15 protein-coding genes and 1 other RNA gene are annotated in these 15978 nt (G+C 52.7%); 9 read left to right on the top strand and 7 right to left on the bottom strand.

Going from position 1 to position 15978, the window contains the following annotated elements; translation table 11 throughout:
- Positions 1-115: 115 nt before the first annotated feature.
- From ABYK60_RS16745 to ABYK60_RS16725, 5 genes are all read right to left on the bottom strand, one after another.
- A complete protein-coding gene (locus tag ABYK60_RS16745; RefSeq protein ID WP_372873148.1) occupies positions 116-310 on the bottom strand; it encodes a hypothetical protein in 195 nt (64 codons plus the stop codon).
- Between the two features lie 396 nt (positions 311-706).
- Complete coding sequence (locus ABYK60_RS16740; RefSeq protein ID WP_372873147.1) at positions 707-1225, bottom strand: hypothetical protein; 519 nt, start codon at positions 1223-1225, stop codon at positions 707-709.
- A gap of 36 nt (positions 1226-1261) precedes the next feature.
- Positions 1262-1882, bottom strand: a complete 621-nt coding sequence (locus ABYK60_RS16735; protein ID WP_372873146.1) for a 5-formyltetrahydrofolate cyclo-ligase — start codon at positions 1880-1882, stop codon at positions 1262-1264.
- A gap of 8 nt (positions 1883-1890) precedes the next feature.
- A non-coding RNA gene (ssrS, locus tag ABYK60_RS16730) (6S RNA) lies at positions 1891-2071 on the bottom strand.
- A 53-nt stretch (positions 2072-2124) separates the two neighbouring features.
- On the bottom strand, positions 2125-2433 hold the full coding sequence (locus ABYK60_RS16725) for a cell division protein ZapA (RefSeq protein WP_372873145.1): 309 nt from the start codon (positions 2431-2433) through the stop codon (positions 2125-2127).
- Here ABYK60_RS16725 and ABYK60_RS16720 point away from each other — a divergent pair.
- The 7 genes from ABYK60_RS16720 (at position 2417) to gcvP (ending at position 10531) form a co-directional block, all read left to right on the top strand.
- Positions 2417-2602 (top strand): hypothetical protein, encoded by a 186-nt coding sequence (locus ABYK60_RS16720; RefSeq protein WP_372873144.1) that lies wholly within the window; start codon positions 2417-2419, stop codon positions 2600-2602. The two genes, ABYK60_RS16725 and ABYK60_RS16720, sit on opposite strands and share 17 nt — an antisense overlap.
- 80 nt (positions 2603-2682) lie before the next feature.
- On the top strand, positions 2683-3258 hold the full coding sequence (locus tag ABYK60_RS16715) for a UPF0149 family protein (RefSeq protein WP_372873143.1): 576 nt from the start codon (positions 2683-2685) through the stop codon (positions 3256-3258).
- A gap of 26 nt (positions 3259-3284) precedes the next feature.
- Positions 3285-4565 (top strand): 2-octaprenyl-6-methoxyphenyl hydroxylase, encoded by a 1281-nt coding sequence (gene ubiH, locus ABYK60_RS16710; protein WP_372873142.1) that lies wholly within the window; start codon positions 3285-3287, stop codon positions 4563-4565.
- A gap of 3 nt (positions 4566-4568) precedes the next feature.
- Complete coding sequence (locus ABYK60_RS16705; protein ID WP_372873141.1) at positions 4569-5750, top strand: FAD-dependent oxidoreductase; 1182 nt, start codon at positions 4569-4571, stop codon at positions 5748-5750.
- A gap of 281 nt (positions 5751-6031) precedes the next feature.
- Positions 6032-7126 carry a glycine cleavage system aminomethyltransferase GcvT gene (gene gcvT, locus ABYK60_RS16700; protein WP_372873140.1) on the top strand — a complete coding sequence of 365 codons (1095 nt, stop codon included), beginning with the start codon at positions 6032-6034 and terminating at the stop codon, positions 7124-7126.
- Between the two features lie 25 nt (positions 7127-7151).
- Complete coding sequence (gene gcvH / locus ABYK60_RS16695; protein WP_372873139.1) at positions 7152-7541, top strand: glycine cleavage system protein GcvH; 390 nt, start codon at positions 7152-7154, stop codon at positions 7539-7541.
- 101 nt (positions 7542-7642) lie between these two features.
- Positions 7643-10531 carry an aminomethyl-transferring glycine dehydrogenase gene (gene gcvP / locus ABYK60_RS16690; protein ID WP_372873138.1) on the top strand — a complete coding sequence of 963 codons (2889 nt, stop codon included), beginning with the start codon at positions 7643-7645 and terminating at the stop codon, positions 10529-10531.
- 227 nt (positions 10532-10758) lie between these two features.
- Here the strand turns inward: gcvP and ABYK60_RS16685 are convergent, their stop codons facing one another.
- On the bottom strand, positions 10759-11073 hold the full coding sequence (locus ABYK60_RS16685) for a hypothetical protein (protein WP_372873137.1): 315 nt from the start codon (positions 11071-11073) through the stop codon (positions 10759-10761).
- Positions 11074-11288: 215 nt separating this feature from the next.
- On the bottom strand, positions 11289-13793 hold the full coding sequence (locus tag ABYK60_RS16680; RefSeq protein ID WP_372873136.1) for a diguanylate cyclase domain-containing protein: 2505 nt from the start codon (positions 13791-13793) through the stop codon (positions 11289-11291).
- Positions 13794-14417: 624 nt separating this feature from the next.
- Here ABYK60_RS16680 and ABYK60_RS16675 point away from each other — a divergent pair.
- Entirely contained in the window at positions 14418-14849 is a 432-nt protein-coding gene (locus ABYK60_RS16675; protein ID WP_372873135.1) for a GYF domain-containing protein, read from the top strand.
- Positions 14850-14887: 38 nt separating this feature from the next.
- A partial coding sequence (locus ABYK60_RS16670; protein ID WP_372873134.1) for a GYF domain-containing protein occupies positions 14888-15978 on the top strand: 1091 nt, incomplete at its 3' end.

Genomic DNA, 15978 nt, shown 5'->3' with positions numbered 1-15978 from the left:
TGCCACAAAAGTACATGCCACAAAAGCACGCACCAGAAAAGTAAAAGACCCGCTATGGGCGGGCCTTGGCAATTATGTTGTTTCGCCAGTCAGGTAGCGGCGAAGCTGTACTGTGTCAGTGGGCAGGCTTATCGTGGGCCGCAGCGTACTTCACCGCAATCACGGCAACTACCATCAGCACAAATGGCATTGGGGCCGCTACCATGCCAAGGGCGCTGATATTCAACATAAAGCCAATGACAATATGACCAACCAGTGCCAATACCAAACACAGAGTCGCGAGCAGTAATACAACCAGTTCTGATTTCATTGTGAATTCCTTTTTAAATGCCGTTGAGCGGTGACGAGCCAGATTTATGGTGTCGTTTTAATGGGCTCAGTATGCGTTGCTGACAGAACGGATATTTGATCCCTATCAATTTATGGGTAGGGTTTCTTTGCTAGGGATATAAAATTTGCGCCAGCGCAAGCTTTGTTAAGAAACGGTGTAAATGGTTAAAAAGTTGGCTTGAGATATGCTTGGCAGTGATTTTTGAATTCGCTTTGGGGCGCGGCTGTAAGTGGTTTTGGAAGCTGGGTCGTGTTTGCTCCTTGATGTTTTTCAGGTGCTGAAGGTAATGGGGAGGACGGATGAGGAACCTGGGGCAAGCACAGTGTCTGTTGATTACTTTGTGGCAGGCTAACGGAAACGGGGCTCGCTCCAAACTTATTTAGGCGCCTGATTATCAAACTTGCCCATTTTGGCGTACCAGAGTGCATTTTTTTCCAGTGCAGTCAGGCGGGGACGGGCACAAAACCAGGCCAGGCCTATCCCGAGTGGAACTACTATTAAATCTTCGCTGTTAAAGGGTAACAGATAGGCAAATACCAAAAGGTAAACTCCGGCAGCAGCAATTGCCGGGATCAGCAGTAATTGCCATTCAAAGCACTGTCCCAACATTCTGGCACCCACTCCAATCAGCACAGATGGCAGAATATAGAGAAATACCATTCCCAGATCCTGCTGGGCGAGGGCGATAAAAGTGCTCAATGCCACTACTGCCCCTATCATGCTGCCAAGCAGCGTTTTGTACGCTGATTGTCGGGCAGTCAACGTAATGAGCGCATTTTCCATTATGGCCAACTTGGCGCGGGCACGGTTGGCACTGTCTATCTTGCCGGCACGTTCGAGTCTGAGGGGCATGGCGTCAGAATATGGGTTGAATCTATTTGCTATCTTACTCAATCTTTTACAGGAATGAGAAGATAACCTCCAGGGACGTTAGCCGAAGCGATAAATTGTCGACGGGGTGACAATGGTGGCTAATGGTACGTCCCAGGCTTCAATAGGCAGGACAGGCAGGCGCTGGCAGTCGTGGGCAAGGCCTATCACCCTGGTGGTGTCTGGCAAGTGCGCCAGGGTGCGGTCGTAAAAGCCGCCGCCCATGCCAAGGCGATTGCCGGTCTCATCGAAGGCGACCAGCGGGGTAATAATCGCGTCGAGCCGATTGGCCGGGCATAACCTATGGCAGGCCAGCACGGGCTCGGGAATACCGTAGAGATTTTCGCGCATATCGGTTTGGGCATCGTAGCGGATAAACAGCAAATGACCTTCTGCAAAGGGATGCAGCACCGGCAAATAGACTTCAACCTCTTGCTGCCACAGGGCGGCGATTAAAGGGCGTGGGCTGATTTCACCGTCGTTTTCAAGATAAAGCGCGACTCGCTGGGCACCTTTGAGCTCGGTTTGCAGATGAATGGCTGCCTGATGGGCGGCAGATGCCTGAGTGTCTTCTGACAGGGCGCGCCTTAAACGGCGCACCTGTTTGCGGATGGCGCTGCGCGCCTGTGCGTTTTGCTGTGCTGGGGCGATGTTCGCCCTGGCGGTGACGGATGCCGTCATAGATTGAGATGCTCCCCAGAATGCCGCTGCCGGTGTAGCCCTTGAACCGTAGGTTCAAGGCGGGCCTGCGATTACTTCCTAAGGCTTCTCGGTACGAGCCGAGCCTGCTCAATGTCAGTAAAACACCTGCCCTTAAGTCAAAAATATCGGCACAGGGACATTACCAGCTGGCGAACACCCCAGGGAGCAAAAGTGGTGGCTTTATGTCAGTGTCCAGCACGGCCATAACGCCTTTAATCAGTTTAATCGTCCTTGCGGCTTCGCTCAACCAAAGCCTGCTCTAACGTGCGTTGCAGCAGACGGATCCTGTCGTCCATTTGCCGCATATAGTCCTGATTTTTCCTCTGTTCTTCGTAAAGTTCGTGACCAAAGTTGAGGGCGGCCATCATGGCTAAATCTTCCCGGCTGAGGTTATTCGAACGGCTTCGAAGCGAGGTCAGTTGCTGCTCGAGCTTGTGTGCCACCGCTCTGAGTGCCGTTTCCTGTCCGGATGGACAAGCGACCGAGTAGGTGCGTCCAAGGAGAGTGATGTCTATGGCGCTGCTGCTCATGGGCTATCCCTGTGGTGGTCTTTGTGTGGCGGACTATATAAGGCGGATTTCAAAAGTGCAAGGCCAAGGCAGAGGAACCGTCGCCTGGCTTATCGAGTTTGCTGCTTGCGTGAGCAACGCAGTGAAAATTCAACCGATGTCGGACAAACGTCACGCAAAATTGCCATAAATCGCGGCCACTGAACTTGGTGGTGTTGGCCCCATCTGATAGCATTGCCCCAATTGGTTTGACGCCACGGACAGAAATTTATGGCAACCCCTCCTTCATTGAAAATTGAAAAACTCCTTGCCGCGCTTGAGGCTGCAGAAATCGGCCAGCATCCGGTAGAAGTTCACGGTGCCATGGTCGGCCTGATTGCTGGTGGTGTAGAGCAGGGCCGTGGCGCTTGGCTTAAGCCACTGCTTGAGTTGATGAACGATGTTCAGGCTCTGCCTGCTGAGTTGCTGCTGCTGGTAGAAGAGCTCTTTACTGATACCCAGGCTCGTCTTGCCGAGCGTGACTTCGGCTTTATGCCGCTGCTACCCGAAGAAGAAGAGCCCCTGTGTGACCGTGTTGAAGCTATGTCATTGTGGGTGCAAAGCTTTTTGACCGGTATTGCCATCATTCAGCCGGGGCTGAATAAAGCACCGCAGGATGTGCGCGAAATCATAGCCGATCTCGCTGCTATCGCTCAGGTGGAAATCGATGTGGCTGAGGATGAAGAATCCGAATTGGCTTACACCGAAATCGTTGAGTTTGTGCGTATGGCCGCCATTCATTGCTATCAGGAATTCGGCCCCCAAGTGGACGAAAGTGGCGCCGAGAATAACTCGGTATTGCACTGATTACTTCGCGACCAGCAGAGGTTCCCATGAGCGGTGATGCAGGCAGCAATCAAAGCACTTCTCCCCTCGAGACATTTGAGACCGACATCGCCATTGTTGGCGGTGCCATGGCTGGTGCCACCCTGGCACTTGCGCTGGATAAGCTCGCCGCCGAACTGGGCAAATCCTTACGTATTACCCTTATTGAAGCCAAAAGGCCCGGTGATGAACATCCGGGCTTCGATGGCCGTGCCATTGCGGTGGCCGAGGGCTCCATTTCCGAGCTTAAGCGCCTTGGCGTTTGGCGCCACTTGAATGGTCTTGGCACCGCTATCACAGATATTCATGTCTCTGACAAGGGCCACTTCGGTATGACCGAGCTTGGCAGCAAGGCCTTTGGTCTGCCTTGTCTTGGCCAGGTTGTTGAGCTTGAGGCCGTGGGCAAGGCGCTGTTTGCCGCCATTGAGAAAAGCCAAATCCGTTGCTTATGCCCTGACAGCCTGCAACGCCTCGAGGCCGGGCAGGACGCCCACACTTTGGTGCTTGCCAGCGGCGCAGTGGTGAAAGCCAAACTGGTGGTGGGTGCTGATGGTCTGGGCTCGGCGGTGCGCCGTCACTTCAATCTGCCGCTGGAGCAGGTGGATTTTGGCCAGAGTGCGGTTATTGCCAATGTGGCGGTAGACAGGCCCCACAATCATTGGGCCTGGGAGCGCTTCACCGGCTCGGGCCCGCTGGCGCTGCTGCCTATGGCCAATATCCAGGGTCAGCACAGATTATCGCTGGTGTGGGCTATGCCGCCCGAAGATGCCGGGTATTATCATCATTGCGATGAAGCCGAATTTGTCAGCGCCCTGCAGCAGGCCTTTGGTTACCGCGCCGGGCAGTTCACGGCTGCTGGCAGTCGTCACAGCTATGAGCTCAAACTCAGCTGGATGCCAAGGCCCATCCACCATCGCTGCGTGTTTGTCGGTAATGCCGCACAGACGCTGCATCCCATCGCCGGTCAGGGGTTTAACCTGGGGCTCAGAGACATAGTCGACCTGGTGGCTGTGATTAAGCAGGCGCTTATCGATAATGATGACATCGGAGATATCCGCCAGTTGCACGCCTATTTGCGCCTGCGTGAACAGGACAGACGCGAGACCTTGCTCGCGATTGAGTCGCTGGTGCGCGGCTTTTCCAACCAATATTGGCCGCTGGTAGCCGGACGCAGTCTGGGGCTTAGACTGCTGTCATGGTGTCCACCACTGAAAGCGCCGCTGGCAAGCCGCGCCATGGGCTGGCGCCGCGGCGTGCGCCTGTCGACTGTTTCCCCTTGTGAGGATTGATTGATGCAGAGGACCCAAAGCTGTGATGTGGCCATCGTCGGCGGTGGCATGGTTGGGCTGGCAACGGCCATTGGCCTTGCCGAGGCCGGGCTTAAGGTGACTGTGCTGGATGCTGGCTCCCAGGCTGCGGTTGACGGTGAGCCGCGTCTCAGAGTCAGCGCCGTCAATCGCGCCAGCGAAGATTTGCTTAAATCCCTCGGCGCCTGGCATTTGCTTGATAGCGAACGCCTTGCAGCTTACGGCCGGATGCAGGTGTGGGACAAGGATGGCATGGGCCGTATCGGTTTTGATGCCAATGAACTGGGTGAAGACAATCTCGGCACCATTATCGAAAACGACAACATTGCCTTTGCGCTGGCCAAACGCGCCGCCGAATGCGACAACCTCGATTACCGCGAAGGCGTGCGTTTAAGCCGGCTTGCCTTTGGTGAAAAGGAAGCCTGGCTGACGCTGGAAGAGGGCGACATGCTCTCGGCTGCGCTGGTGATTGCCTGCGACGGCGCCAACAGTTGGGTACGTAGTCAGTGCAATATTCCGCTTACCTTCTGGGACTATGGTCATACTGCCATCGTTGCCACCATTGAAACCGCCGAGCCTCATCAGGACTGTGCCCGTCAGGTGTTCCTTCCGGACGGTCCGCTGGCGTTTTTGCCGCTGTATCAGCCAAACCTGTGTTCTATTGTCTGGTCAGTGGCCGAGCCCAAAGCGCAGGCACTGCTGGCGATGGATGATGAAAATTTTTCAAAGTCGCTTACCGCCGCCTTCGATGCCCGCCTCGGCCTTTGCCGCGTGGCCAGCGAGCGTATCGGCTTTAATCTGCGAATGCGTTACGCCCGTCATTTTGCCCGTCATCGCCTGCTGCTGGCGGGGGATGCGGCCCACACCATACATCCGCTGGCGGGGCAGGGGGTGAATCTGGGTTTTCAGGATGCCGCCGCGATTATCGCCACCATAGGCCGCCTTAAAGATGAAGGTAAAGACATCGGCGATTATCGCCTCCTTCGGCCGCTGGAGCGCGAGCGCAAGGCCGCCGCCCAGGAGATGATTGCCACCATGGAAGGCTTTAAGCGCCTGTTTCAAGGCAATAACCCCATCAAGCAGGCGGTGCGGGATCTGGGGCTGAATCTGGTAGATAAGTTGCCTGGGCTGAAAACAGTGTTCATCAGACAGGCCATGGGCAGATAAGCAAACAAACTCCCGAAAAATCGCCTGCGGCAGAGTCAGGAGAACGCCACGTGCTGGTGGTTTTTGCAGCAAATATCAAACAATTGGCGTGGTTTTCAGCCATTGAAGAATTTTAACGTTAGTTTTTTGAATTTAAATCATAAGAAAAACTAATGATTTGACTGTTCGGATTAGAAAATTCTCTTGTATACAAATTTGTGACGCAAGGTATAATTTCGCCGCATTTTAACCAGGTGCCGTTTCTATTTTTGGCACCAAAGCCCCGGATAGAAGGGATAACAATGGCTAATAAAACTGTACTCTTTAGCAAGCACCTGGAATCAAACGCCAAGATGGTGGATTTCCACGGCTGGGATATGCCCCTGAACTACGGTTCGCAAATCGAAGAGCACCACGCGGTGCGCCGTGACGCCGGTATGTTCGATGTGTCCCACATGACTGTGGTTGACGTTGAGGGTGCCGATGCCCGTGCCTTCCTGCGTAAGCTGCTGGCCAACGATATCGCCAAGCTGACCGTTCCCGGCAAAGCCCTTTACGGCGGCATGCTGAACCACGAAGCCGGTGTGATTGACGACCTCATCACCTATTTCCTGAGCGACACTCATTACCGCGTGGTGGTGAACTCCGCCACCCGCGAAAAAGATCTGGCCTGGATTGGCGAGCAAGCCAATGCCTTCGACGTGACCATCACCGAGCGCCCTGAGCTGGCCATGATTGCCGTGCAGGGTCCTAATGCCAAAGCCAAAGCCGCCACTGTATTCAGCGCCGAGCAAAACGCTGCAGTTGAAGGCATGAAGCCTTTCTTTGGCAAGCAGGCCGGTAGCCTCTTTATTGCCACCACAGGTTACACAGGTGAAGCCGGTTACGAGATCATCGTACCCGAAGCTGAAGCCGAGGCCCTTTGGCAAGCGCTGCTGGATGCCGGTGTGCAGCCATGTGGCCTGGGTGCCCGTGACACCCTGCGTCTGGAAGCCGGCATGAACCTCTATGGTCAGGATATGGACGAGAGCGTTAACCCACTGGCGGCCAACATGGGCTGGACCATCGCCTGGGAACCAAGCGATCGTGACTTTATCGGCCGCGAAGCACTGGCAGCCATCAAGGCCAATGGCACCGATAAATTGGTGGGGCTGGTGATGGAAGAAAAAGGCGTTCTGCGTCATGATATGGCGGTGTTTTTCACTGATGCTGACGGCAACGAGCAGCAGGGCGTGATCACCAGTGGTACTTTCTCACCCACTTTGGGCTATTCTATTGCGATGGCGCGAGTACCCGGCTCCATTGGCGATACTGCCGAAGTGGAAATGCGCAAGAAGCGTGTGCCTGTGCGTGTTATCGCACCCAGCTTCGTACGCAACGGCAAACAAGCATTTTAAAAGACCCGATTAAGGAACAAGAACAATGAGCAATATCCCGTCCGAACTCAAGTATGCTTCTTCCCACGAATGGATCCGCAAGGAAGAAGACGGCACCTACACAGTAGGTATCACTGAGCACGCTCAGGAGCTGCTGGGTGACATGGTGTTCGTTGAGCTGCCTGAAGTGGGCGACACCGTATCTGCCGGCGAAGATTGTGCCGTTGCTGAGTCTGTAAAGGCCGCTTCTGATATCTACGCCCCTATCTCCGGTGAAGTGATTGCCGTGAACGAGTCTCTGGAAGATTCTCCTGAACTGGTAAACAGCGATGCTTACGGTGACGGTTGGTTCTTCCGCGTGAAGCCTTCTGACGAGTCTGAGCTGGACAGCCTGCTGGACGCCGAAGGTTATCAAGCAGTTATCGACGAGGAATAATCCTCATCAGGAAAAACGAAGCCCCCCGGGGCTTCGTTTGTTTTATCCGACATAAAGCAGATCGGTCGCATACCAGACCGGCGTAATTTGAAAGGTTTATCATGACCAAGCAAACCCTCACAGAGCTGGAACAGCACGAGCTGTTTCTGACCCGTCACATAGGTCCCGATGCCGACGAGCAGCAAGCCATGCTGAACTACGTTGGTGCCGAGTCACTGGAAGATCTGACCAAGCAAATCGTACCCGAGTCTATCCGCCTGGGTCGTGAGCTGAACGTGGGTCCATCCAACGCCGAAGCCGAAGGTCTGGCCTATATCCGCAAGCTCGCTGACAAGAACCAGGTGTTCAAGAGCTACATCGGCATGGGTTACCACGGTACTGAAGTGCCAAACGTTATCCTGCGTAACGTGCTGGAAAACCCGGGCTGGTACACAGCTTATACCCCTTACCAGCCAGAAATCGCCCAGGGTCGTCTCGAAGCCATCCTGAACTTCCAGCAGCTGTCCATTGACCTGACCGGTCTGGATCTGGCCTCTGCCTCTTTGCTGGACGAAGCCACTGCCGCTGCCGAAGCCATGGCACTGGCCAAGCGTGTATCCAAGGCCAAGAAAGCCAATACTTTCTTCGTAGCCGACGACGTATTCCCACAAACACTGGACGTGGTCAAGACCCGCGCCGAGTGTTTTGGCTTTGAGATTGTGACCGGTCCAGCTGCCGATGCCGCTAACCATGATGACCTTTTTGGTGCCCTGTTCCAGTACACCAACCGTCTGGGTCAACTGACCGACTTCACTGAGCTGTTTGCCAAGCTGCGTGAAAAGAACGTGATTGTGACCGTTGGCGCCGACATCATGTCGCTGGTATTGCTGAAGACCCCAGGTGCCATGGGTGCCGATGTGGTATTCGGCTCCGCCCAGCGCTTTGGCGTACCAATGGGCTTTGGTGGTCCACACGCGGCCTTCTTTGTGTCCAAAGACGAGCACAAGCGCTCTATGCCAGGCCGTATCATCGGCGTGTCCAAAGACACCCGTGGCAACACCGCCCTGCGTATGGCCATGCAAACCCGCGAGCAGCACATCCGCCGCGAAAAGGCCAACTCCAACATCTGTACCGCACAGGTGCTGCTGGCCAACATGGCGTCTTTCTACGCCGTATTCCACGGGCCGCAGGGTCTGAAGGTCATTGCCTCACGCATTAACCGTCTGGCCGACATCCTGGCTGCTGGTCTGGCTGCCAAGGGCGTGACTGTACTGAACACTCAATGGTTCGATACCATCAGCTTCAAGGCCGATGTGGACGCCGTACGCGCCCGCGCCCTGACCGCCGGTGTGAACCTGCGCTATGACGCCGATGGCGTGATGGGCGTAAGCATTGCCGAAACCACCACCCGCGCCGACGTTGCCGAGCTGTTCGATGTGATCCTGGGCGCCGGTCATGGTCTGGATGTAGCAGCGCTTGACGCCGATATCCTTGCCAAGGGTTCAAGCTCTATTCCAGCTGCGCTGGTGCGTGAAGAAGCCTTCCTGACTCACCCAACCTTCAACAGCTACCACAGCGAAACCGAAATGATGCGCTACATCAAGCGCCTCGAGAACAAGGATTTGGCACTGAACCATTCCATGATCTCGCTCGGTTCCTGCACCATGAAGCTCAACGCCGCCGTTGAGATGATCCCGGTAAGTTGGCCTGAATTTGCCAACATGCACCCATTCTGCCCATCTGAGCAGGCCGAGGGTTACACTCAGCTGATTGGTGAGCTGTCTGACTGGCTGGTGGACATCACAGGTTACGATGCCGTGTGCATGCAGCCTAACTCAGGTGCACAGGGTGAGTACGCCGGTCTGCTGGCCATCCGCAAGTACCACGAGTCCCGCGGCGAAGGTCACCGTAACGTGTGTCTCATTCCTCAGTCTGCCCACGGCACCAACCCAGCTTCTGCCCAGCTCGCTGGCATGAAGGTGGTGGTTACCGCCTGTGACAAAGAAGGCAACGTGGATCTGGACGACCTGCGCGCCAAGGCTGCCGAAGTGGCCGAGAATCTGTCGTGCATCATGATCACCTATCCTTCTACCCATGGTGTGTACGAAGAAACCGTGCGTGATATCTGTGACATCATTCATCAGCACGGTGGCCAGGTGTACCTGGACGGTGCCAACATGAATGCGCAGGTAGGTCTGACTGCCCCTGGCTTTATCGGTGCTGACGTATCGCACCTGAACCTGCACAAGACCTTTGCCATTCCTCACGGCGGCGGTGGTCCAGGCATGGGCCCAATCGGTGTGAAGAAGCATCTGGCACCTTTCGTAGCCGGTCACGCGGTAGTGAAGCAGGGCATTGAGAGCGACAACAATGGCGCCGTTTCTGCCGCACCATTCGGCAGCGCCGGTATCCTGCCAATCAGCTGGATGTACATCAAGCTGCTGGGCAGCAAGGGTCTGAAGCAGTCTACCCAGACCGCCATGCTGAACGCCAACTATCTGACCAAGAAGCTGTCTGAGCACTATCCGGTGCTGTTCCGTGGCCGTAACGATCGTATCGCCCACGAGTGCATCATCGATATGCGTCCGCTGAAAGAAGCCTCTGGCGTTACCGAAATGGACGTAGCCAAGCGTCTGAACGACTACGGTTTCCACGCCCCAACCATGAGCTTCCCGGTTGCCGGCACCCTGATGATCGAACCGACTGAGTCTGAATCCAAGGCTGAGCTGGACCGCTTCATCGAGGCTATGGTGGCCATTCGCGGCGAAATTGCCCGTGTTGAGAGCGGCGAGTGGCCGGTTGACAACAACCCACTGGCCAATGCCCCGCACACCATGGCTGACATCATGGATCCGGCCTTCGATGCCCGTCCATACAGCCGTGAACTGGCGGTGTTCCCAACCGAGTCAGTGCGTGCCAACAAGTTCTGGCCAACCGTGAACCGTATCGATGACGTGTATGGCGACCGCAACCTGTTCTGTGCCTGTGTGCCGATGAGCGACTACGAGTAAAAATTGCTGCCTGGACTTGCTACTGCGGCGTTAAATCTCGGTTCCAGTGCTCATTTACAAAAGTAAACTGCGCGCTGGAACCATCGATTTGCCTTGCATGAGCGGCGTCGGCAACGCAATTTTGCTTCGGTTGAGCCTTGGTTCGGTCAGACAATAAAAAACGAGTGCTTAGGCACTCGTTTTTGTTGTGGTGGCTTAAGGCGTCACCCCACTGTTTTTGTGGCTCTTTACATGAGTAAACTGCGCGGCGAAAACAGCAGGTTTCCTTGTCTTATCTGTGGCAGTAACGCCATTGTTGGCGCCTTGACGTCGGCAACGCAATTTTGGTCCGGTTGAGCCTTGGTTCGGTCAGACAATAAAAAACGAGTGCTTAGGCACTCGTTTTTGTTTTGGTGGCTTTGAGCATGAGTAAACTGCGCGCTGAACCCTTCGATGGTCTTTTGTTTGTTTGGCGTTGCTGATGCAATGAATGACCAGTTTAATTCCGGGGCAGTGCCATTGGTGCTGAGTTGTTGTAAAAGCCTTGTTTTTAGCAGCGCCACCGCGAGCTAAGGCGTTCCTGCTTACCCAATCTGATTACGATAGGAACAGCTAAACAATAAGAGCCCCAGGGTTTGTTTGCGGGGGTTATGTGTTACCGGTGCTGTCTGTATTTGTCTTTTTTCTTTGCCCCTACGTGATTTCAATTGCGGCAGGTGAACCTGCTGTAACTGTTTCCTGGCTGAAAGACATTCGATTGAGAAGTTCAGTTGACTGGTTAAAACCCCCTCGGTGGCATGTCGTCTCGATATTGACGTATGGAGTTTCGCCCCGCTGCCTTAGCGGCATACATCGCTGTATCGGCTTTTTTCAGCAGTTCCAATTCATCCAGACCGTCATCGGGGTACAAGGCTAAGCCTATGCTTGATGAGATGGATATTTGGTGAATATCCAGTTGAAATGGTTCGTTCAGAATACAGCGAATTTTTTCTGCCACCCTGATAGCATCTTTTGCGCTGTTTATTGTTGGAAGAATGATGACAAATTCGTCTCCGCCAATTCGTGACAGGGTATCAGCTTCCCTTACGCAGGATTGCATTCTGGAGGCGGCTTGTTTCAGCAGTTCGTCTCCCCAATGATGACCCAAATCATCGTTAACGGGCTTAAAATTATCCAGATCAATGAACAAGACCGCCATTGAGCGCTGGTATCTTTTGGCTGCGGCCAGATGTTGCCGGAAACGGTCATCAAACAGGCTTCGATTTGGTAATCCGGTAAGATTATCGTAGTGCGCCAGGCGTTGTACCAGTTGTTCGTGAAGTTTACGTTCGGTTATATCTGTCTGGGTTCCTATCACTCGTAAAGGTTGCCCCTGGGCGTCACGACTGACAACCATGCCTCGATCAAGGATCCATTTCCAACTGCCGTCACGGCATCTGAGTCTGTGTTCAATAGTATAAATAGGGGTTATTCCGTCAAGGTTGGCCTGCAATGCATTTAAGGTTGCGGCTTTATCGTCTGGGTGAAGACGAGTTTTCCATTCGTCCACATTGGATTTGATTTCCGCCTGGTCATAACCAAGCATTTCTTTCCATCGTCTAGAAAAGAAGACCTTGCCATTGGGGATATCCCAGTCCCAGACTCCGTCGCCCGATCCCTCGAGGGCAAATTTCCAGCGAAATTCACTGTCGCTGAGCTTGCGGGTTCGGTCTTTAACCTGCGCTTCTATTTTTGCCGTATAGCCGGTTGTAAGCAGCAGAAGGGCGCTCAGTAAACCTGTGCTGAGAATGCCTATGGCCAACAACCCCCAGCTTTGCCAGCCCCGATGCATATCATTGTATAGAGGCGTCGGGGCTGTTTCGAAACGGTAGCTACGGCCGCCAAAGTTGAGCGACTCGCTAAATAGAGCGGCTGGTTGTTCAGGTCCAAAGTTGTCGTAGAGGGTGCTTTGCGCATCAATATCAATCAGGCGCATATAGAGGTGGGGGCGAAGGTGCGGCAATAATGCAGTCATGAAATTTCCCATCCGAAGCACCGAGGTGACCACGTTGGAGAAGGGATCTGTTGGATTGACCGCCATGAATAACAAAACCCCTTTCTGATTTTGTTTTTCCTGTACCAACTGGAGCGGTGCGGATGCTATTAATTCACCGGTTTGTTTGGCTTTGATAATAGCGTCCATGCGTAATGAATTGGACGCAAGATCAAAACCCAGGGCTTCTTTATTGCCTGCAAGAGGTTCGATATAAGTTACTGGATAATAGAAATCTCTGACCCCAGCTGGTGTTATCAGGCCTTCTGGCGTACGTTCGGTAATGGTGAATTGCGGTAGCTCCAATTGTTGAGAAGCAATAAACGCATCCTTTTGTGCGTCAGTCACCCTTGGCGTATAGCTTAATGCCTGGATCATCGGGTAGCGACTGAGTAAGCGGCTGGCAAAGCGGGAAAATTCATCCCGGCTGACCAGATTGTTGTTGTCCTGAAGAAAAAGGGCAGCGGTCTGAAGCAGCAAGGTTTCCTGAGTTTCCAATTTAGCCTGAATTTGCGTGACACTCTGCTGTGAAAACTGTTTGAACTCTGAAAGGGTGTCGCTGTATTCCCATTTGCTGAGCTGGATATAGATAACGATAAAAAATACAAAAACGGCGGTGATAGGCAAGGCGACTGTACTGATGCGGCTACGCCAGAGGCCGAAGGGTGCTGCGGTAAAAATCATGGTGATAGGGAACAGCACTATCACACCCAAGGTGTCACCGATCCACCAGTTAACCCAATTATTCAGGACTTCCTTTACGTCAATTACCCCGAGCATAAACAATCCGGCAACTGAGATGCTGGCGCTGGTTATACAAAACAAGGGAGTCAGTATCAAAAAGCTGGCAACTTCGTGGTTATTATCCAGTGACGTTGGCAGTGATAAGGTTTTCCGAAGGATTGTACTGCCCAAAATGGCTTGAAAAAGCGATGCCATAGCAATGATAGTTGCCAGCACTATACCATTCACTTCAATGATCTGTTCGTCCTGTAATCCAATCCACAGATTTAGCAGCAAAGAACCTAAAAAAATGAATGGCCAGGTGCGTCTGCCAGCCAAAAAAGCTGCTGCCATGGCGATACCGGCTGGTGGGAAAATTGGGCTGGCATAACCGGGGGCAAGAGCCAGTTTCAGACTTAAAATCCCACTGACGGCATAGACCAAACTCAATAGTACTAAGGGGAACGTACCTGCTTCAAAAAGAGAGTGAAATTTACCGCTGTTATCGGAAAAAGTTGATGCTTTCAAATTGTCCCCTAGATGGTTTTGAGAGAGCCTCAAAACGTCATTATTAATTGCTTAACGTCAACAGGATGACTGTCCAGCTTGTTTGCATCTGGTGTACAGATTGTGGCGTAAGCTTGTGTGCATTAACAAGTCCTTTTTAAATCTGATGGTTAGCCAATTGAAGGCGGTGGTAAGTTGCATGTAACTCGCAATAATCGGATCGCGCATCCATGTATAGAATGGGTTTAGTGTTGCCGTTTGATGGAGCGTGAGCTTTACCGGCATCTTATCCGGTGGTTCGTCTGTGTTAAAAACATTGATGGCGCTATGACAGAACACAACAGACTGGCAATCCAGGGCTTATCCGTACGCAATAGGATTAATTTTGTATTTTATCCTGTGATAAACAGTAGTTTTGTTAAAAACTATCGGTTAATGTAGCCTGTTGTCACATTATGCTTCCCCTGAAAGCTGCTACTGACATCGGTAATGATCAGCACATTCTCTTAATGAGGTGTTGGTTTAAGCGATTTCACCCAATGTGGCACATACAACTTAAGCCGGGTATTGTGTGGCGATTTATGCTAACTGCCTGATAAATAGAATGAATAGTTTGAATGCTATTAAAAAGGGTAAGAGTTGACTATGAAAGAGTGGTATTTCTCCCATAACGGCGAAGTCAGCGGACCGCTTGGGCTTGCCGAGTCAAAGCTGTTTATCGCCAGTAACCCGGATTGTTACGCCTGGCACTCATCGCTTGCTCAGTGGATGCCGGCTTATCATATCGATGAGTTTGAACTTGACCTTCCTCCTCCTCCTCCGCCCAAGGCTATACCTAAAGCGCTGATTGCTCACTTTGTTCAAAGAGAGCAGCAACTCAATCAGTCCCTGCGCCGGGTTGAAGATACTCTGAAAACGATTGAGAACTCCCGTGCCGATTTGGAAAGTCAGATCATGGAAACCAAGGGTGTAACTCAGACCCTCAACCAGGAAGTGAATACCACTTTGCGCAGCATCAATGAACAATACGAAGCGCTGCAAAAGAAACTGGCTGGGTTGAAAACCAAACAGAGTTGACCCCGTACCCTGATAACAGTTAACGGCGAATAAGAATAATGATGATGAAAAAATGGTTTCTTTCCCAGGATGGCGAACTCACAGGGCCATTAACCGAAGCTGAGGCACTGACTTGTTTACAAGATGCACCCGATAGTTATGGCTGGTGCAGAGGGTTCAGTCAGTGGTTACCTGCATCACACATAGTAGAGTTTGCTGGTCGATTTCCTACGGTTGAATTGCCGGCTAAAGTTCCCAGCGAACTGATAGATGAGTTCAGCAACAGACGCTCAGAGTTGAAGAACACGTTCAGCTCAGTAGATGAAGCTATCAAGTTCACCAAGACATATTTGTATGAACTTGAACAGGAGATCAATATTTACAAGCGCCAGACTGTCAAACTCAGCGATGAAGTTAAGCAGGGTATTGCCGGTATTGAATCCAGCTATGAAGGTTTTCAAAAGGTGGTTGAAGATCTTGTCTATGCAGTCAGCATGGCCAAGGTTGAAATGAATGAAGTCACTGCAGAGTTTGATAAGTGCCTGCTGGAGCGTGAAAAGGATGTTGCTGCTGCACCGACTCCCCCAAAGCCTATGGCTGCAGTGCTTGACGCTGATGGAACCACTCCTTTGCAGTCGCCACAGGACACAGGTTCTCCTGAGGAATTATCGGCCAAAGACAGCAAAAAAGATCCCGTTGCCAGTGCAGCAAAAGATGCCGCAGCCGCATTGAAAGAACAGACGACAGTCAATACGGCCTTGGAGATCGAACCTGCCGCAGAGGTTGCCGATTCAACGCTGCCAAAAAAGTCCCGTGAACTTGTATCTGATAACTCAGAGGCAGAGGAGTCTGCTGTTGGAAAGTCCACGGTGTCGGCTCAAGAGCAGAAAGCAGCGCAAGCGTCCTTAGAGCCAATAGAATCGTCATCAGTGGTGAATTTGGAGTCGGACCCTGCAACGGAAAAAGAGGTTGTTGCGGATAAATCAGCAATGGACCCAGAGGCAGCCAAGCCTGCGCCAGCCAGTAATGTAGGCTCAGAGCCCGAAGCGAAAAAAGCGGTGGTTGTTGATACGCCTGCAATGGATCCTGTGGCAGCCAAGCCTGCGCCAGCCAGTAATGTAGGATCAGAGCCCGAAGCGAAAAAAGCGGT

Origin of the sequence: Shewanella sp., assembly GCF_041630135.1 — a bacterium.
Lineage (GTDB): Bacteria > Pseudomonadota > Gammaproteobacteria > Enterobacterales > Shewanellaceae > Shewanella.
Note: the sequence above shows the minus strand (reverse complement) of the source record. Positions and strands in the feature narration are given on the sequence as shown.